12 protein-coding genes and 1 pseudogene are annotated in these 17,061 nt (G+C 70.9%); 11 read left to right on the top strand and 2 right to left on the bottom strand.

Annotated elements, in window-relative coordinates:
• Nucleotides 1-780 precede the first annotated feature (780 nt).
• From AB0411_RS07105 to AB0411_RS07065, 9 genes and pseudogenes are all read left to right on the top strand, one after another.
• Nucleotides 781-3,330 (top strand): Pls/PosA family non-ribosomal peptide synthetase, encoded by a 2,550-nt coding sequence (locus AB0411_RS07105; RefSeq protein ID WP_366416219.1) that lies wholly within the window; start codon nt 781-783, stop codon nt 3,328-3,330.
• A gap of 5 nt (nt 3,331-3,335) precedes the next feature.
• Nucleotides 3,336-6,926 (top strand): non-ribosomal peptide synthetase, encoded by a 3,591-nt coding sequence (locus AB0411_RS07100; RefSeq protein ID WP_366416218.1) that lies wholly within the window; start codon nt 3,336-3,338, stop codon nt 6,924-6,926.
• 32 nt (nt 6,927-6,958) lie between these two features.
• Nucleotides 6,959-7,996 (top strand): 2,3-diaminopropionate biosynthesis protein SbnB, encoded by a 1,038-nt coding sequence (gene sbnB / locus AB0411_RS07095; protein WP_366416217.1) that lies wholly within the window; start codon nt 6,959-6,961, stop codon nt 7,994-7,996.
• Between the two features lie 84 nt (nt 7,997-8,080).
• Nucleotides 8,081-9,166 (top strand): 2,3-diaminopropionate biosynthesis protein SbnA, encoded by a 1,086-nt coding sequence (sbnA, locus tag AB0411_RS07090; protein WP_366416216.1) that lies wholly within the window; start codon nt 8,081-8,083, stop codon nt 9,164-9,166.
• Between the two features lie 317 nt (nt 9,167-9,483).
• Entirely contained in the window at nt 9,484-9,693 is a 210-nt protein-coding gene (locus AB0411_RS07085) for a hypothetical protein (protein WP_366416215.1), read from the top strand.
• The gene (locus tag AB0411_RS07080) at nt 9,680-11,083 is read left to right on the top strand and encodes an amidase (protein WP_366416214.1); all 1,404 of its coding nucleotides are present in this window, start codon (nt 9,680-9,682) and stop codon (nt 11,081-11,083) included. Before AB0411_RS07085 ends, AB0411_RS07080 begins: the two co-directional genes overlap by 14 nt.
• A 99-nt stretch (nt 11,084-11,182) precedes the next feature.
• Nucleotides 11,183-11,755 (top strand): GNAT family N-acetyltransferase, encoded by a 573-nt coding sequence (locus AB0411_RS07075; protein ID WP_366416213.1) that lies wholly within the window; start codon nt 11,183-11,185, stop codon nt 11,753-11,755.
• A 267-nt stretch (nt 11,756-12,022) separates the two neighbouring features.
• A pseudogene (locus AB0411_RS07070) lies at nt 12,023-12,289 on the top strand (muconolactone Delta-isomerase family protein); the annotation flags it as partial.
• 39 nt (nt 12,290-12,328) lie between these two features.
• Nucleotides 12,329-12,715 carry a YybH family protein gene (locus AB0411_RS07065; RefSeq protein ID WP_366416323.1) on the top strand — a complete coding sequence of 129 codons (387 nt, stop codon included), beginning with the start codon at nt 12,329-12,331 and terminating at the stop codon, nt 12,713-12,715.
• A 67-nt stretch (nt 12,716-12,782) separates the two neighbouring features.
• Here AB0411_RS07065 and AB0411_RS07060 read toward each other — a convergent pair whose 3' ends face one another.
• A complete protein-coding gene (locus AB0411_RS07060) occupies nt 12,783-13,220 on the bottom strand; it encodes a VOC family protein (protein WP_366416212.1) in 438 nt (145 codons plus the stop codon).
• Nucleotides 13,221-13,539: 319 nt separating this feature from the next.
• Here AB0411_RS07060 and AB0411_RS07055 point away from each other — a divergent pair, with 319 nt between their 5' ends.
• Together AB0411_RS07055 and AB0411_RS07050 are read left to right on the top strand one after the other, a co-directional pair.
• Nucleotides 13,540-13,833, top strand: a complete 294-nt coding sequence (locus tag AB0411_RS07055; protein ID WP_366416211.1) for a hypothetical protein — start codon at nt 13,540-13,542, stop codon at nt 13,831-13,833.
• 352 nt (nt 13,834-14,185) lie between these two features.
• Complete coding sequence (locus AB0411_RS07050) at nt 14,186-14,830, top strand: LysE family translocator (RefSeq protein ID WP_366416210.1); 645 nt, start codon at nt 14,186-14,188, stop codon at nt 14,828-14,830.
• A gap of 94 nt (nt 14,831-14,924) precedes the next feature.
• Here the strand turns inward: AB0411_RS07050 and AB0411_RS07045 are convergent, their stop codons facing one another.
• Nucleotides 14,925-16,991, bottom strand: coding sequence for a SpoIIE family protein phosphatase (locus AB0411_RS07045; RefSeq protein ID WP_366416209.1), 2,067 nt, complete (start codon nt 16,989-16,991; stop codon nt 14,925-14,927).
• Nucleotides 16,992-17,061: the final 70 nt, after the last annotated feature.

Raw genomic sequence — 17,061 nt, 5'->3', positions numbered from 1 at the left:
CTCTCCCCGGGCGCCGCCCCCCCCGCCGGCGCGGGGCGGGGGGGGCTCGGGGGCCCCCGACTCCGTTGTCGCGGCAGTACGCCCTCCCGTGCTCGCCGCGCGGCGGTACGCCCTCCCGATGCTCGCCTCGCGGCGGTGGGCCCTCACGTATTCCCACAGGCACCCGGCTGCGATGAGCGCGCTAAATTACCCGGCGTAACCCTCGCCGCCGTCGGCAGGTTTCACCTGAAGGCACCGCCTGACATCCTCTGCAACCGGACTTTCTTCCACGCAATCCCCGGCCCCGGCCAGAGGGCGGCTTCATGGCGCGTCACGGATGTCATTCCAGGGCCCCGTTATCGCCGTTAATTCGCTGCGCTTCAGCCGAAATGAGCAGGTCAGACCCACACTCAAGAGGCGTTGACTTACTCACTGAAGAAAGGGACGGCACCCGCATACCCCCATTCGGGTGAATCGCGCGGGGCGTCGATGGAGAAACTCCCGAAGGGGAATGCTCTCGCATCCAGGTGCCGAATGGGTGACGTAATCGAGAAAAGATTTCCAAAATGTATTCACCCGATTCCCACGCTAGCATCGAACGAAGGTTGTGATCTCTGACCGTCTCTACGTGTCCGGCGCAGACGACATCGGGACTGGACCTCCCGCCGACGGCCTCGCCGTCCGTGCCGACACCCCACCCACCGCTCGGTTCGCCCCCTCGGGCTGGCGCCGGAACAGGCAAAGGCGCTCGGTGCCAGGGCACTGGACGACGGCGGCCGGAACTTCCCGAGGGAGCGCAGCATGACGGGAAAGTCGTTTGAAGCGATGCCCCCTGATCTGGGGGCCTCCCCCACGGTCGGGGGCGGGATCGCCGCCCCGACGGCCGGGGTCGAGGGGGTTCTGGCCGCGGTGCTGGCCGATGTCGTGCGTGTCGGCCAGGTATCGGTCGACAGCCACTTCTTCGACGATCTGGGCGCCGACTCGATGGTGATGGCGCAGTTCTGCGCGCGGGTCAGGAAGCACGCGGATCTGCCCTCGCTATCGATGAAGGACGTCTACCGGCATCCGACGATCAGGAGCCTGGCAACGGCGCTCGCGGCCTCCGTACCCGCCGCCCCCGCCGCACCGCCGGGAGCCGAGTCCACCGCCCCCGGTGAGTCGACGGCACCCGCGTCGGCGGCTCCGACGGGCACACCCCGCTACGTGCTGTGCGGAGCGCTGCAGGTCCTGGCGTTCCTCGGGTACTCGTACCTCGTCGCACTCGTTGCCGCCAGGGGCTACACCTGGATATCCGCCGGCTCCGGCCTGTGGGACGTGTACCTGCGGTCGGTGCTGTTCGGCGCGGCGGGCTTCGCGGGGCTGTGCGTCTTTCCGGTCCTGGTGAAGTGGCTGCTCATCGGCCGGTGGAAGCCGCGGCAGATCCGTGTCTGGAGCCTGGCGTATGTCCGTCTCTGGATCGTCAAGACGCTGGTCCGTTCCGACCCGCTGGTCCTGTTCGTGGGCTCGCCGCTCTATGCGCTGTATCTCAAGGCGCTGGGCGCGAGAATCGGGCGGGGCGTCGTGATTCTCTCCAGGAACGTGCCCTTGTGCACGGACCTGCTCGCCATCGGCGACGGCGCGCTGATCCGCAAGGACTCGTACTTCACCGGGTATCGGGCGCAGGCCGGCGTGATCCGGACGGGCACGGTCGCCCTGGGCAGGAACGCGGTCGTCAGCGAGGCCACCGTGCTCGACATCGACACCTCGCTGGGCGAGGCGGCTCAGCTCGGCCACGCCTCCTCCCTGCACAGCGGACAGGCGGTGCCCGACGGTGAACACTGGCACGGGTCACCGGCGCAACGCACCAACGTGGACTACCAGGCGGTGGGCCCGGTCGCGTGCGGCGCCACGAGGCGAGTGCTGCACAGCCTGGTGCAGCTGCTGACCGTGCTCCTCGTGTACGTGCCGCTGGCGATCGGCGCCGTGGGGCTCCTGCTCGCGGTCGCGCCCCAGCTCGCCGTCGCTCTGGAGCCGGGGCCCTCGGCCCTGACGACCTGGACGTTCTACGCCGACGCCCTGGCGTTCTCGCTCGTCATGTTCTTCGGTGCGCTTCCGCTCGGTCTCCTGCTCATGGTCACGGTGCCGCGCCTGCTGAACCGGGCCATCACACCGGGCAGGGTCTATCCGCTGTACGGCTTCCACTACGGGGTGCACCGGGCGATCACGTTCATGACCAACAGGCGGTCCCTGATGCGCCTGTTCGGTGACAGCTCCTGCATCGTCCACTATCTGCGGTGCCTGGGGTACGACCTCTCGCGGATCGAGCAGACCGGGTCGAACTTCGGCACGGAGGTCAAGCACGAGACCCCGTACCTGAGTTCCGTCGGCAGCGGCACGATGGTCGCCGACGGGCTGTCGATCAACAATGCCGACTTCTCGAGCACGTCGTTCCGTGTCTCGCGGACGTCGATCGGGCCCCGCAACTTCCTCGGGAACCGGATCGCCTACCCGTCGCGGGGCAGGACGGGCGACAACTGTCTGCTCGCGACGAAGGTCATGGTCCCCGTCGACGGGGAGGTCCGGGAGGGCGTGGGGCTGCTGGGCTCGCCCAGTTTCGAGATCCCGCGGTCGGTCCAGCGCGACAGCAGCTTCGACGGGCTGAAGAGCGAGGAGCAGCTGCGCCACCGCCTGCCCGCCAAGAACAGGCACAACGCCGCCACCATGGGCTGGTACCTGCTGGCCCGCTGGATCTACTTCTTCCTGGTCACCCTGCTCGTCTCGGCCGCCGCCGATCTCTACGCCCCGTTCGGCGCGGCGGCGATCGCGCTGGCCAACGTCCTCGTCGTCCTGTTCACGGCCGTGTACTACGTGCTGGTCGAACGCGCCGTCACGGCCTGCCACCCCACGGACCCGCTGTTCTGCTCGATCTACGACGAGCGCTTCTGGCAGCGTGAACGCTTCTGGAAGGTGCCGTCGGAGACGTATCTGCGGTTGTTCGACGGCACTCCGTTCAAGAGCGTGCTCTGGCGGATGCTGGGGGTCCGCATCGGCCGCCGGGTCTTCGACGACGGCTGCTATCTGACCGAGCGGACGATGGTGACCCTCGGGGACGGCTGCACGCTCAACACGGGGAGCGTCGTCCAGTGTCACTCGCAGGAGGACGGCACCTTCAAGTCCGACCGCAGCACGATCGGTTCCGGAGCGACGCTGGGGGTCGGCGCGTTCGTGCACTACGGCGTGGCGATCGGCGACGGCGCCGTGCTCGCCCCCGACTCCTTCCTCATGAAGGGCGAGGTCCTCCCGCAGCGTGCACGGTGGGGAGGAAATCCGGCCCGGCAGATCGGCCGGGGCGACGGCGGGGAGTGGAGGTAACAGCGATGACCACGCCTCTGGAACACGATGTGGGCCTGCGGCACCAGGTGCCCGCCGCGGGCGGGTTCGCCACGGTGCCGCGATGGACCCGTACTCCGGTTCCGGGCACCGCCGGATACGAGGCGGGGCTGCCCGAGGACCTGCTGCCTGCGCTGGACCGGTGGGCGCAGGAGTGGGGCGTCACGCTCGACGCGGTACTGCTGGCCGCGCACGCCAAGGTGCTCGGGGCGCTGACCGGTGAGCAGACCGTCGCGACCCGATACGTCCCTGCGGCGGGCGGCGGTCCGGTGTCCTGCGGGCTGTCGACCGCGGGCGCGTCGTGGCGGTCGCTGGTGCACGACACGCATCAGGTGGTCTCTCGCCCGGTGGCGCGCCGGGGCTCCGCGGGTGACGGCCCCGAGGAAACGGCGGAGCCCTCCGCGCCGTTGCCCGAGACGGTGTTCGACCCGACCGGTGCCGGAGGTGCGACCGAGGGCGCGGTGCTGCGGGTGGCGGTGGTGCGCCACGACGGCGCCGACCTGCTGCGGCTGCAGTACCGGACCGAGGTGCTCGACGAGGCCGCTGCCGCCCGGATCGCCGGCTACCACCTCACCGCGCTCACGCTGCTCGCCGCCGATCCGGAGGCGGCGCACGAGCGGCAGAGCCTGCTGTCCGCCGAGGAGCTGCGCTTCCAGCTCGAAGGGCTCGCCGGCCCGCAACGGGCGCTGCCGGAGAGCCGGTTCCACGAGCTGTTCGAGCAGCGCGTACGAGCGCACCCGGACGCCGTCGCGGTGGTGCACGGCGACCGGCAATGGACGTACGGGGAACTCAACGCCCGCGCGAACCGGCTGGCCCACGCCCTGCGGGCGGCCGGACTGCACCGGCAGGACGTGGTCGCGGTGGTGACCGCACGCACTCCGGACTGGCCGGCGGCCGTCCTCGCGGTCTTCAAGGCCGGGGGCACGTACCTGCCCGTCGAACCGCACTTCCCCGCCGACCGGATCGCCGCGATGCTCTCCCGTGCCTCGTGCGGGCTGGTGCTGACCGAACCCGGCAGCACCACCACCCTCGACCAGGCGCTGGAGTCGCTGCCCGGGGTCCAACGGCTCTTCATCGACGCGGCGTGCGAGGAGAGTCGTGACGAGAGCGACCCCGGCGTCCCCGTCGCCCCGGACGACCTCGCGTACGTCTTCTTCACGTCCGGTTCCACCGGCGAGCCCAAGGGCGCGATGTGCGAGCACGAGGGCATGCTCAACCACCTCTACGCAAAGATCGACGACTTGGGGATCGGCGAGGGGCAGGTCGTCGCCCAGACCGCGCCCCAGTGCTTCGACATCTCCCTGTGGCAACTGCTCTCCGCGCTGCTGGTCGGCGGGCGGACCCTGCTGGTCGAGCAGGAGGCCGTCCTGGACGTCGGGAGGTTCCTCGACACGATCGTCGACGGCCGGGCCGACGTGCTCCAGGTCGTGCCGTCCTACCTCGATGTCGTGCTGTCGTTCCTGGAGCAGCACCCGCGCGAACTGCCCTCGTTGCGCTGTGTGTCGGTCACCGGCGAGGCACTGAAGAAGGAGCTCGTCGAGCGCTGGTTCGCGGCCGGGCCCCGGATCAGGCTGGTCAATGCCTACGGGTTGACCGAGACCTCCGACGACACCAACCACGAGGTCATGGACCGGGTGCCGGACGGCGAACGGATCCCGCTCGGCCGGCCCGTCAACAACGTGCACCTCTACCTCGTCGATGCGCACCTGTCCCCGGTGCCGCTCGGCGCCCCCGGTGAAATCGTCTTCTCCGGAGTGTGCGTCGGCCGCGGGTACGTCAACGACCCGGAGCGCACCCGGCTGGCCTTCACCACGGATCCGTACCGCCCGGGCAGGCGGCTCTACCGGTCCGGCGACTACGGCCGGTGGCTGCCGGACGGAAAGCTGGAGTTCCTCGGCCGCCGGGACACCCAGGTCAAGATCCGTGGCTTCCGGATCGAGACCGGCGAGATCGAGAACACCCTGCTGCGGGTGCCCGGGATCCGCGACGGTGCCGTCGTGGTCTCCCAACGGGCCGGCCAGGGGCAGCGGCTGGTGGCCTTCTACTCCGGCCCGCGCCCGCTGGAGGCGGGTGCGCTGCAGGAGCGGCTGGGCCGGTCGCTGCCCGCGTACATGGTCCCGTCGGCCTTCCACTGGCGGGAGAGTCTCCCGCTGACGGCCAACGGAAAGGTCGACAAGAAGGCGCTGGCCGCCCTCGCCGAAGCAGACGACACCACCGAGGACGACCGCCGCCCGCTCGGCACACCGGCCGAAGAACGGCTCGCCGCCGCATGGGCGGAGGTCCTCGGGATTCCGCAGGACCGGATCGGGGGCCGGGACGACTTCTTCGAGCTCGGCGGCACCTCGCTCTCGGCCGTCAAGGTGGCGATCTGCCTGGAGCGGGTGGTCTCCCCCAAGGACCTCGCCCAACACCCGGTCCTCGCCGACCTGGCCCGGCTCGTCGAGAGCCGTACCACGGCCGGCTCCGCGCCGCCGCCGACGCAGTCACGGCCCGAGGGGCGCGTCCCGGGGCACGGCTCCGGCCGGGCGCCCGCCGAAGCAGACCGAGCCGCAGTACACCGAAAGGACACCACGATGGCTTCCTCACTCCCGACCTCACTGCCCGGCCTGGAGTCTCCGGCCGGTCAGACACCGATGCTGCGGCTCGACACCGCCGTCGACGCGGCGGGCTGGGTGGCCGAGCACCGGGACGCGCTGCGCGCCGCCGTCGTCGAACACGGTGCGCTCCTCGTCCGCGGCCTCGGGCTCCGGCATGCCGACGAGGTCGGCGCGGTCCGGCAGCGGCTGGGCCTGCTCCCGGTGACGGAGAAGGAGTCCTTCGCCCCCCGGCAGACCCACTCCGAGGGCGTCTACTCCTCGTCCGCATGGCCGCCGAACCAGCCGATGTGCATGCACCACGAACTGAGCTACACGCTGGAGTTCCCCGGCCTGATGCTGTTCGCCTGCCTCGGCGCGCCCAGTGAGGGAGGAGCCACCGCCGTCGCGGACTCCGCTGCGGTACTCGACGCGCTGCCGCCCGGGCTCACCGAGCGGTTCGAGCGGGAGGGCTGGCTCCTCGACCGCAGCTACCACGACGAGATCGGCGCCTCCTTGCCGGAGGCGTTCGGCACCGACGACCGGAGCGCCATCGAGGACTACTGCCGGTCGCACGCCATCCAGTTCACCTGGCAGCCCGACGGCGGACTGCGCACCAGACAGCGCCGCAGCGCCGTGGTGCGCCACCCCGTCAGCGGGCGGCGCTGCTGGTTCAACCAGATCGCGTTCCTCAACGAGTGGACGATGGCGCCCGAGGTCCGCGAGTACCTCATCGACGAGTACGGCGCCGACGGGCTGCCGTTCAACACCCGCTACGGCAACGGCGACCCCCTCACCGAGGACACCGTCCAGCTGCTCAACAAGGTCTACGACGCGCACACCGTGCGCCGCCCCTGGCAGCCCGGTGACCTGCTGCTCGTCGACAACGTCCGCACCGCACACAGCAGGGAGCCCTTCGCAGGACCACGGGAGGTGGTGGTGGCGATGGCCGAGCCGCTGCGCCTGGCCGACTGCTCACCGACCATCGAGGTGACCGTCCCGTGAACACCATCCGCTCCAGCGCAACGGAGTCCGCCATGACCGCATCGCCACTCACCGTGCCCCCGTTCGCGGTGATCTCAGGAGCCCAGGTCCGCGCCGCCCTGCAAGGACGCGAGAAGCACCTCGTGGCCGTGGTCGAGGAGACCTACCGGCTGCACGGCGCCGGGGAGTCGGTGAACCCGCCGTCCTCGTTCCTCCGGTTCCCCGACCGCCCCTCGTCGCGGATGATCTCGCTGCCCGCCTCCATCGGCGGGGAGGCGCGGGTGGACGGGCTGAAGTGGATCTCCAGTTTCCCGGAGAACGTGGCGTCCGGTCTGCCCAGGGCGTCCGCGGTGCTGATCCTCAACGACCACGCCACCGGCTACCCGTTCGCCTGCCTGGAGAGCTCGATCATCAGCGCCACGCGAACCGCCGCGTCGGCGGCGTCGGCGGCCGACTGGCTCAGCCGCGGCCGCCCGCGCCCGGTGCGCGTCGGATTCTTCGGGGCGGGCCTCATCGCCCGCTACATCCACACGTTCCTGGAGGGCACCGGCTGGTCGTTCGACGAGATCGGGGTGCACGACCTGTCCTCGGAGAGCGCCGCCGGCTTCCGCCTGTACCTGGAGCAGTCCGGCACCGCGGGCCGGATCACCGTGCACCAGAGCGCCGAGGAACTGATCCGCCACAGCGACCTGGTGGTCTTCGCCACCATCGCCGGTGAGCCGCATGTCGACGAACCCTCGTGGTTCTCCCACAACCCGGTGGTCCTGCACATCTCGCTGCGCGACCTCGCGCCGCGGATCCTGCTGGCCTCCACCAACATCGTCGACGACGTCGAGCACTGTCTGCACGCCGCCACGTCGCCGCACCTGACCGAACAGCTCACGGGCAACCGCGACTTCCTGCACGGCACGCTGGACGACGTGATGCACGGGCGGGTGGCGATCCCCGCGGACCGGCCCGCTGTCTTCTCCCCGTTCGGCCTCGGCGTGCTCGACCTCGCGGTCGGCAAGTACGTCTACGACGAGGTGACCCGCTCGGGACAGCTGCAGGTCATCGATGACTTCTTCCACGAACTGCGCCGGTACGGATGAGCCCGGCCCCGGATAGGTGAGGAGCCCGCCACTGCCGTCGGATGGACATTCCGAGGGTGCTCTGCTCCAGAGGAGGGACCCATCATGCCAGTCATCACCGTTCCCTACGCCTTCAACGAGGAAGAGCTCTACGTCGACCTCGAGGCGATCTTCGGGCAGTCACTGTTCCTCAAGTGCGAGGGCCTCAACTTCGCCGGGTCGATCAAACTGAAGGCCGCTACCGAAATGGTGGAGGCAGCCGAGCGGGAGGGCGCCCTGACTCCGGAATCGGTCCTGGTCGAGTCCTCGTCCGGCAACCTGGGCGTGGCACTGAGCATGATCGCGGCGAGCAAGGGCTACCGGTTCCTGTGCGTGACGGACTCCCGCTGCAACCTGTCGACCCGGCTGATGATGGAGGCGCTGGGCAGCCAGGTGCACGTCGTGGCCGCCGACGAGGCGAGCGGCGGCTTCCTCGGCGCACGGCTCGACTACGTCCGCGACTTGTGCGCCTCCGACGACCGCTGGGTGTGGCTCAGCCAGTACACCAACCCGGGCAACTGGCAGGCCCACTACCGCAGGACGGCGCCGGCGATCGCCCGCTGGTTCCCGCGCCTGGACGTGCTGTTCATCGGTGCCGGCACCACCGGCACGCTGATGGGCTGTGCCCGCTACTTCCGCGAGTGGCACCGGCCGGTGCAGATCGTCGCGGTCGACAGCGTCGGTTCGGTGACCTTCGGCGGCGCACCGGGGCGCCGTATGATCCCCGGCCTGGGCATGAGCGTCCATCCCCCGCTGCTCGACGAGTCCTACGTGGACGAGGCGGTACGCGTCGAGGAAGCGGACACGGTCCGCGCCTGTCACCAACTGGCCCGGCACGGTTTCCTCTTCGGCGGCTCGACCGGCACGGTCGTCAGCGGCGCGATGGACTGGTTGTCCCGGCACGACACCCGCGGACTCACCGCAGTGGCCATCGCCCCTGACCTCGGCGAGCGGTACCTCGACACCATCTACCAGGCCAACTGGGTACAGGACCTGTACGGCGAGGAACTGCTCGGCGCCGACGGGGCCTTGGGCGGGCCCACCCCTGCCGGTCCCCTGCCCGCTCCCCCGGAAGCCCGGCCGGCGCCGCCGAGGCGTTCGCCGGACCCCCAGCCGCGAGAGGAGCGGAAGGAGCAGGCGGGCGACATCTGACGCGGGCCCTGCATCCTCTCCCGCCTCCGCTGATCGTCGGCCGCCCGGCCGTGCGGTCGGCGGGGGCGGGGGCGTGCGGGGCAGGGGCGGGCGGCGGGGCGGGTACCGCAAAAGCTACTTGTTTGCATTAGTCGTCACCATCCCCTACCCTTCCATTAACGCAAAGTCTTTGCTTTAGATGGAGATGGCGGTTCCACTTGACCACGGACGCCGCACACACCGGACACCTCACTCCTCGCCCCTCACCCCTCACCCCTACTCCGCACACCGCACACCGCACACCGCACACCGCACACCGCACACCGCAAGGACACTCCATGACATCCGTCGAACTCACCGCCGGGGACGTCGCCCGGTGGGCGCTGCACGCCGGGCTCCCCCTGCCGGACGAGCGCCGTCCCGACGTGGCCGCCGTCGCGAACCACATCCACAGCGTCATCCGCACCTTGCGCGAACTGGACTTCGGCGAGACCCCGCCCGCCGCCGCCTACACCGTCGAAGGGGTGGCGGCCGATGCAGCCCTTTGAGCTGACTCTTGCCGAGGCGGCCACCGCCCTGGAGGACCGGACGCTCTCCCCGGTGGAGCTGACCGAGTCCGTTCTCGAACGGATCGGCGCCGTCGAAGAACGACTGGGGGCCTATGTCACCGTGGCCGAGGAGGCGGCGCGCAGCTCGGCCGCACGGGCGGAACGCGAGATCGCGGACGGCCGGTACCGCGGCCCGCTGCACGGCATCCCGTTCGGGCTGAAGGACATGATCGATGCCGCCGGAATGCCGACCACGGCCAGCTCCCGCGTCAGGGACGGCCACCTCGCGCAGACGGACAGCACCGTGACGCACCATCTGTCCGCGGCGGGCGGGGTCCTGCTGGGGAAGACGCACACCCACGAATTCGCCTACGGGCTGACGACACCTCAGACCCGCAATGCCTGGTCCCAGGAGCACGTGGCGGGCGGGTCGAGCGGTGGTTCGGCGGTCGCCGTGGCCGCCGGAGAGGCCGCCTTCGCCCTGGGGACGGACACCGGCGGCTCGATCCGCGTGCCCGCGGCGCTCAACGGGACGGTCGGCCTCAAGCCGACCTACGGCCTCGTCTCCCGGCACGGCGTGACCGCCCTCTCCTGGTCGCTGGACCACGTCGGCCCCCTCACCCGCACGGTCCGGGACGCGGCCCTCGTACTCTCCGCGCTGGTGGGCCACGACCCCCAGGACCCGGCGAGCCTCCGCACGGCGCCGTCCACCTATCCGCTGCCGCCGGGTGGTGGTGACATGTCGGGCCTGCGCATCGGAGTACCCGTCAACTACTACTTCGACCGAGTCGCCCCCGAGGTCGAAGCCGCCGTGCGTGAGGCCCTGACGCAGATGACGGACATGGGAGCCGAACTCGTCGAGGTCGAGATCCCGATGACGCGCTACATCCAGCCGACCCACTGGGGCCTGATGGTTCCCGAAGCGACGGCCTACCACGAACGCACACTGCGGTCCGTACCCGAGCTCTACGGACCGGACGTACGGATCCTCCTGGAGGCGGGCGAGCTGGTCTCGGCCGGTGACTATCTGCGGGCCCAGCGTTCCCGCACGCTCATGCGCCAGGCGTGGCTGCGCCTCTTCGACCGCATCGATGTACTCGCGGCGCCCACGGTGCCGATGACCGCCGCGAAGAGGGACCAGCAGACCGTCCAATGGCCCGACGGCACCACGGAAGGCGTCGCCGAAGCCTACGTTCGCCTCTCTTCCCCGGCGAACATCACCGGCCTGCCGGCCCTGAGCCTGCCGGCCGGCCGCGATCAGGCGGGCCTGCCCATCGGGTTGCAGCTGATAGGACGCCCGCTGGAGGAAGCGACCCTGCTGCGCGCCGGCCACGCATACGAGTCCGCCCGGCATCCGATCGATCTGGGGGCCGCGGTGGCAGGAACCTGATGACCGTGCCGAGGTCCGGGCCGGGGCAGCCCCGTAGGTCCGGGGCAGCCCCGGACAATTGCGTTGTCGCCCCGGCGGGGCTGAGGCAGCATGCCGGTCATGGGAAAGCCCGCTGAGACCCTTCGCTTCGACCAGGTCGAGCTGCGCCGTTGGCGTGGCGCCGATATCGAGGCGCTGGACCAACTGATCACCGAGTCACGCGCTCATCTGCTGCCGTGGATGCCCTTTGCGGCCACCCATGACCGGAAGCAGGGAGAGGAGTTTTTGACCCGGTGCCAGGAGGAGTGGGACTCGGAGCAGGCCTACCACTACACGATCACCTCGGCTGGAGTGATGGTCGGCAGCTGCGGGCTGATGCGCCGGATCGGACCGGGCGGGCTCGCCATCGGGTACTGGCTCCACCCCGCGTCCACGGGCAAGGGGCTGGCCACCATGGCCGCGGCCGCCCTGGTGCAGGCGGGACGACAACTGCCGGGCATCGATCGCATCGAGATCCACCACGACGAGGCCAACCCCGCCAGCGGCGCCGTCGCCCGCCGCCTGGGCTTCACCGAGTTCGAGCGCGTGCCACTGCCGCAAGGAGCCGAGGCCCCGGGCGAGTCGGGCATCGACGTGAGGTGGCGCCTCCACATACGCACCGGGAGTACCGAGCCGGTGCACGGATTGCCGTAACTGCCCTGCCCCGAAGGGCTGGTGGGGCGCGGATCTCCTGGCCGGGGGACCCGCGCCCGCTGGTTCGAGGCGCCGACTGCCGAACGACGAACGACGAGGTCGTGGTGCGGCTCGGCTCCTCGGCATCGCCCGTCGTCGTGTGTCGGCGCGCCGTGTCCGTGCGTGATCACCGACGGGCCGGGGCCGACGTTAGTGTTCCGATGTTCCGGTCTTCGAGCAGGACAGGGCAGGGCAGGGCAGGGCAGAACAGGACGAGGAGAGCCGCTGATGGAGTTCCTGGTCGACATGGTGACCACCGTTCCGGAAGGCACGTCCGAGGAGGCCGTGGCGGAGATCCGGAGCCGGGAGGCCGTGCGGTCACGGCAATTGACCGCGCAGGGAAGCCTGCTGCGACTGTGGCGCCCCCCGCTCGCCCCCGGCGAATGGCGCACATGGGGACTCTTCCGCGCCGACGACGAGGAGCAGTTGGAACAGGTACTCGCCTCGATGCCGCTGCGGGTGTGGCGGCACGACACGGTGACGCCGCTGTCGGCGCACCCGAGCGACCCGGGCCCGGGAGCAGTTGTCCCGGCGGTGCGTGTCGCCGTACCCCTTGACCGCGAAGCCGTCCTGCGGGGCGTCCTCGACGGTTGGAAAGCCGCCGTCGACGCGCATGAACCGCAGCGGGTCGCCTCTCACTTCACCGAGGACGTGATCTTCCAAGGACTGCACCCGTACAGCGTCGGGCGGCAGGGCGTAGCCGACTATTACGACTCCCAGCCGCTCGGGATGACGGCCGATTACCGGATCCTCGAAACCCGGCAGCTCGCCGACGACCTCGTGCTCGGCTACTTGAGCGTCGACTTCGCGTTCACCGACAGAGCCACGATCGTCGTCAACCTCAGCGTGCTGGTGAAGCACACGGACGACGGCTGGCACATCAGTCACTACCAGGTCTCCCGCCTCGAACCGGCCGGCTAGCCAGGACCGCCCGAGGCCGATGCGAACCCTGCCGGGACGGTCCTGGGCATGCCGGGCGGGTGCTCGCTCAGACGACCAGTTGCCCGATGCCCAGCAGGTTTCCCTCGCTGTCGCGGAACCAGGCACCGCGCTCACCCCGTGCGCCCTTGCTGGGGTAGTTGCCTTCGATCTCGGCGATGCCGTCGTTCGTGCGTCCGCCGCCCAGCAACCCCGGCAGGTCGACCTCCTCGAACACGACGCCGCGCCGCTTGAGCGTCGCCACGGTCGTCCCGATGTCGTCGACCTCCCAGGCCATCTGGGTGAAGGTGCCGGGTGACGCTCCCGTCGACCGGAACACCACGAACTCCGCTCCGCCGCACCGGTACAGCAATCCACCGGGCCGCTCGTCGACGGGCTCCAGCCCGAGCTGCTGGGAGTAGAAGCGCCGTGCCCGGTCCAGGTCCTGGGCCGGAAGTCTGGTCGCCACCCGCGCGCCGGTCAGAATGTCCCTCTCGTCTGCGTTCATGGCTTCACTGTGCCCTGGGCTGCTGCCGGGGGCACGGAGGCGCCGGACGCGATCCCTGCGGGGCGGCGGCCGAACGGACGGACCGCGACTCAGCCGTCCAGTGCGCTACGGACGGTGCCCCACCGTGCGGTGCGCCACGGACGGTGGCCCAACCATCCGGTGCACGAGGACCCATGGCCCATCCGATCCACCGCACGATGCCGTCAGTTGACCCGGCGAGCCCGCGGTTCGCCGCACCGAGCGGGCCGCGCGCCTCCTCTGGGTGGGTGAAGTCGCCGACGAACCGTGTCCACCGCGGCCCCGGGCCGTTTGTGAAAGCGTGATCTCCACTCGACGTATCTACACCGCGCTTGTCCTGACCGCCGGCGCCAGCGCCCTCGCGATGTCGTCCGCCTCGGCCGCGCCCGTGGCCCCACCCGCCCAGTCGGCCCCGCAGGGGCTGTCCGTGCTCAGCGCACTCGACAGTCTCGGCGTCGCGTCCATCCCCGCCCAGTACCAGGGACAGCTGCCGACGGTCACCGGTCAACTCCAGCACCTTCGTGACCTCGGTCAACTGCATCAGGTGACCGACATGGCCGCCCCGGTCACGGGCCTGCTGCCGGTCGTGTCCTAGCCCGTCCCCCTTCGCACGGTTCACGGCCCGGTGGGAAGGCAGCCGTTGCTGCGTTTCACCGGCCTGGCGAGGGTGCATCGTCGACCGCTCCCCTGGGTCCGCGTCAGTGCGCGGATGCCAGGGGAGCGCTCTGTCGGGGCACCCCCACGGGCGCCGCCCCGGCCCACGGATCGCCCCGGCCCACGGGTCGACCCGGCCGACGGATCGCCCCCGGCCTGCGGGCGACAGCACACCGTCGAGCAGCACCAGCTCGTCCGGCCGCACGAGACCGTCAGCGGCAGCAGACCACCCACCGGACACGAAGGTCACACACCGCGTCTCGGCTGATTCAATGGTCGCCGAGGTGAGAGACATGGTGTCGACCGACCGGCTGCTGGCTTTCGCGGCGATGTCGTTGCTGGTGATCGTGATCCCCGGGCCGAGTGTGCTGTTCGTGATCGGCCGTGCCCTGGCCCACGGCCGGCGCACCGCCCTGGCGACGGTACTGGGCAATGTGCTGGGCTCGTATCTGCTGGTGGCCGCGGTGGCGTTCGGCCTCGGCTCGCTGGTCGAACAGTCCGCTGCCGTCTTCCTCGCCGTGAAGCTGGCGGGCGCGGCCTACCTCGTCTTCCTCGGAGTCCAGGCGTTCCGGCACCGCAGGGACATGAAGGTGGGTGCGGCGGACCGGCCCGCGCAGCCCGCCCGCGGCGACCTGCGGACGATCGCCGACGGCATCCTGGTGGGCATCACCAATCCGAAGGGCATCGTGTTCTTCGCCGCCGTGCTTCCCCAGTTCGTGGACCATGCGGCCGGCCGGGTGCCCGCCCAGATGCTCGTCCTGGGCCTGGTGCCGATCGGCATCGGCCTGATCACGGACACGGTGTGGGGGCTGACGGCCTCGGCGGCCCGCGCCTGGTTCGCACGCTCCGAACGCCGGCTGTCGATGATCGGCGGCGCGGGCGGCTTCGCGATGATCGGCCTGGGCGTGACGGTGGCAGCCACCGGTCGAGCGGACTGACCGCGGCCCGCCCCGCCCGAACCGTTCGCCGTCGCCACGAGCTGTTCGCCCCGGCCCGTCCGCCATCGGCACGGGCCGCCGTCGCCCCCGCACCTCACCTCTCCGCCCGATGAACACGTGCCAGCAACAACACCGTGTCATCCGTCGGCGAACTCGGTACGAGGCGGGCGAGGATGCGGTCCGCCGTGGCTTCCAGCGAGTCGGGGGGCCGGGCCACTTCCGTGCGGAGGACGTCGAGGCCCTCGTCGATGTCGTGGTCCCGGGCCTCGATGAGGCCGTCGGTGTACAGCACGAGCAGGGCGGCGTCGGGCAGTTCGAGCTCCGTCGTGCGGAAGGGGAGGCCGCCGACGCCGAGGGGGACTCCCAGTACGTCGTCGATGAGCTGGACCCGGCCGTCGGGGTGGCGGACGAGGGGCGGAGGGTGGCCGGCGCTGGCGATCCGGGTGCTTCCGGTGGCGGGGTCGTAGCGGATGCAGAGGCAGGTCGCGAGCTCGATACCGGCTTCTTCGGCGCACTGGTCGAGTTCCGTGAGCAGTTCGTCCGGTTCCTGGTCGTGCCGGGCCAGCGCCTTGGCGGCGATGCGCAGCCGGCCCATCGCCGCGGCGGCCGACACCCCGTGTCCCATGACGTCGCCGACGACCAGGGCGACGCGGCCGCCGGGGAGGCGGATCACGTCGTACCAGTCGCCGCCGACCTCGGTGACCCGGCTGCCCGGCAGGTAGCGGTGGGCGAGGTGCAGGTGCGGGCCGGTGGCCATCGAGGTGGGCAGCAGGGCCCGTTGGAGGGTGAGCGCGATGTTCCGCTCGCGGTTGTAGAGCCGCGCGTTGTCCAGGCACAGCGCCGCCCGCGAGGCGAGCTCGCCGGCCAGGCTGAGATCCTGCTCGGTGAAGGCCGGCCGGGCCGCGGACCGGCCGAAGACCGCGATGCCCTGCACGGTTCCCCGGGCGATGAGCGGAGCGAGGAGGAGGCACGCCAGACCGCTGCCGGCCAGCAGCCGGGCGCGCGTGGCGTTCAGCACGGTGCGGGCCATGAACTCCTGGTTCACCGGTACGCACAGCGGACGGCCGGTCCGCAGCATCCGGTGGATGGCGGAGCCCGGTGGGTAGTGCACGGCTTCCAGCCCGCTGACCAGCTCCGTCGCGGGAGGGGGCAGGACCGTGCCGTGGGCGATCCGGTGGGTGTCCACCGGCTGGGCCGGGTCGAAGCCCGCATGCTCGTCCTTCCATTCGACGAGCTCCACGACGGCCGCGTCGGCGAAGTCCGGCACCGCGGCCTCGACCAGCTCCTGGGCCGTGACCTGCACGTCCAGGGTGGTGCCGATCCGGGCGGAGGCGCGGTCCAGCAGCGCCAGCCGCTGCCGGGTGGCGGTCGCCTCCACGATGGCCTGCTCGCGGTCGGTGACGTCGACCAGCAGGCCGCCCACTCCCTGGCGCGTGCCGACGGCCTGGGTGAGCGGGAAGAAGCTCACCGAGAGGACCTTGTCCCGGTCCGGGTGGCCCCGGGTGCGCATCCCCACCCGTACCCCGGCGACGGGTTTGCCCTCCGCGACGACCGCCCGCAGCATGCGCTCGTACTCGCCGCCGTCCGAGGTGATCATGATCTCGGCGAGGCGGCGTCCGAGATGCTCCTCGATGGGGAGTCCGTTCATGTCGGCAAGCGCCTGGTTGAGGTGGAGGTAGCGCAGCTCCTCGTCGAACATGGCCAGGCCTATGGGGCAGGTCTCGAAGAGGGCGTCGAGGAAGGCGAGGTTGGTCTTCACCCGGTCCAGTTCGTCACCGCGGCTGGCCAGCGCCATGACCACCGAATGCCCGCCGACGCCGGTCACCGGGAAGGCGCGGAATCCGCAGTCGAGGGCCGTGCCGTCCCGGTGCGCGGCGTGCAGGCGGCCGCGCCAGTAGCCCAGGCTCCGGCCCCGCTCCGCCAGGCGGGCGCAGGCGTCGGGCCCGCCCCCGGGCGGCGCGGGGAGCAGGAGGGCGCCGGGCCGGGACAGCGCCTCCGCCGCGGGGTAGCCGAAGAGGTCCTGGGCGCCGGGGCCCCAGTAGCAGATCCGGTTGTCGTCGTCGATGCCGAACACGGCGACGCCCACATGCTCCAGCAGCGATCCGGGCTCGGACCAGAGCGGACCGCGGGCCCTGGCGTCGCTCGGCCGATCTGATGGCACCGGCTTTCCTTCCACCCGCCGCGCAAAGTGGCCGGCCCGCCCGCCGGACGGCAGAGCGGTTTCTCTTCAT

The sequence above is a fragment of the Streptomyces angustmyceticus genome, from assembly GCF_040701845.1.
In the GTDB taxonomy this organism is placed as follows: domain Bacteria; phylum Actinomycetota; class Actinomycetes; order Streptomycetales; family Streptomycetaceae; genus Streptomyces; species Streptomyces angustmyceticus_A.
Note: the sequence above shows the minus strand (reverse complement) of the source record. Positions and strands in the feature narration are given on the sequence as shown.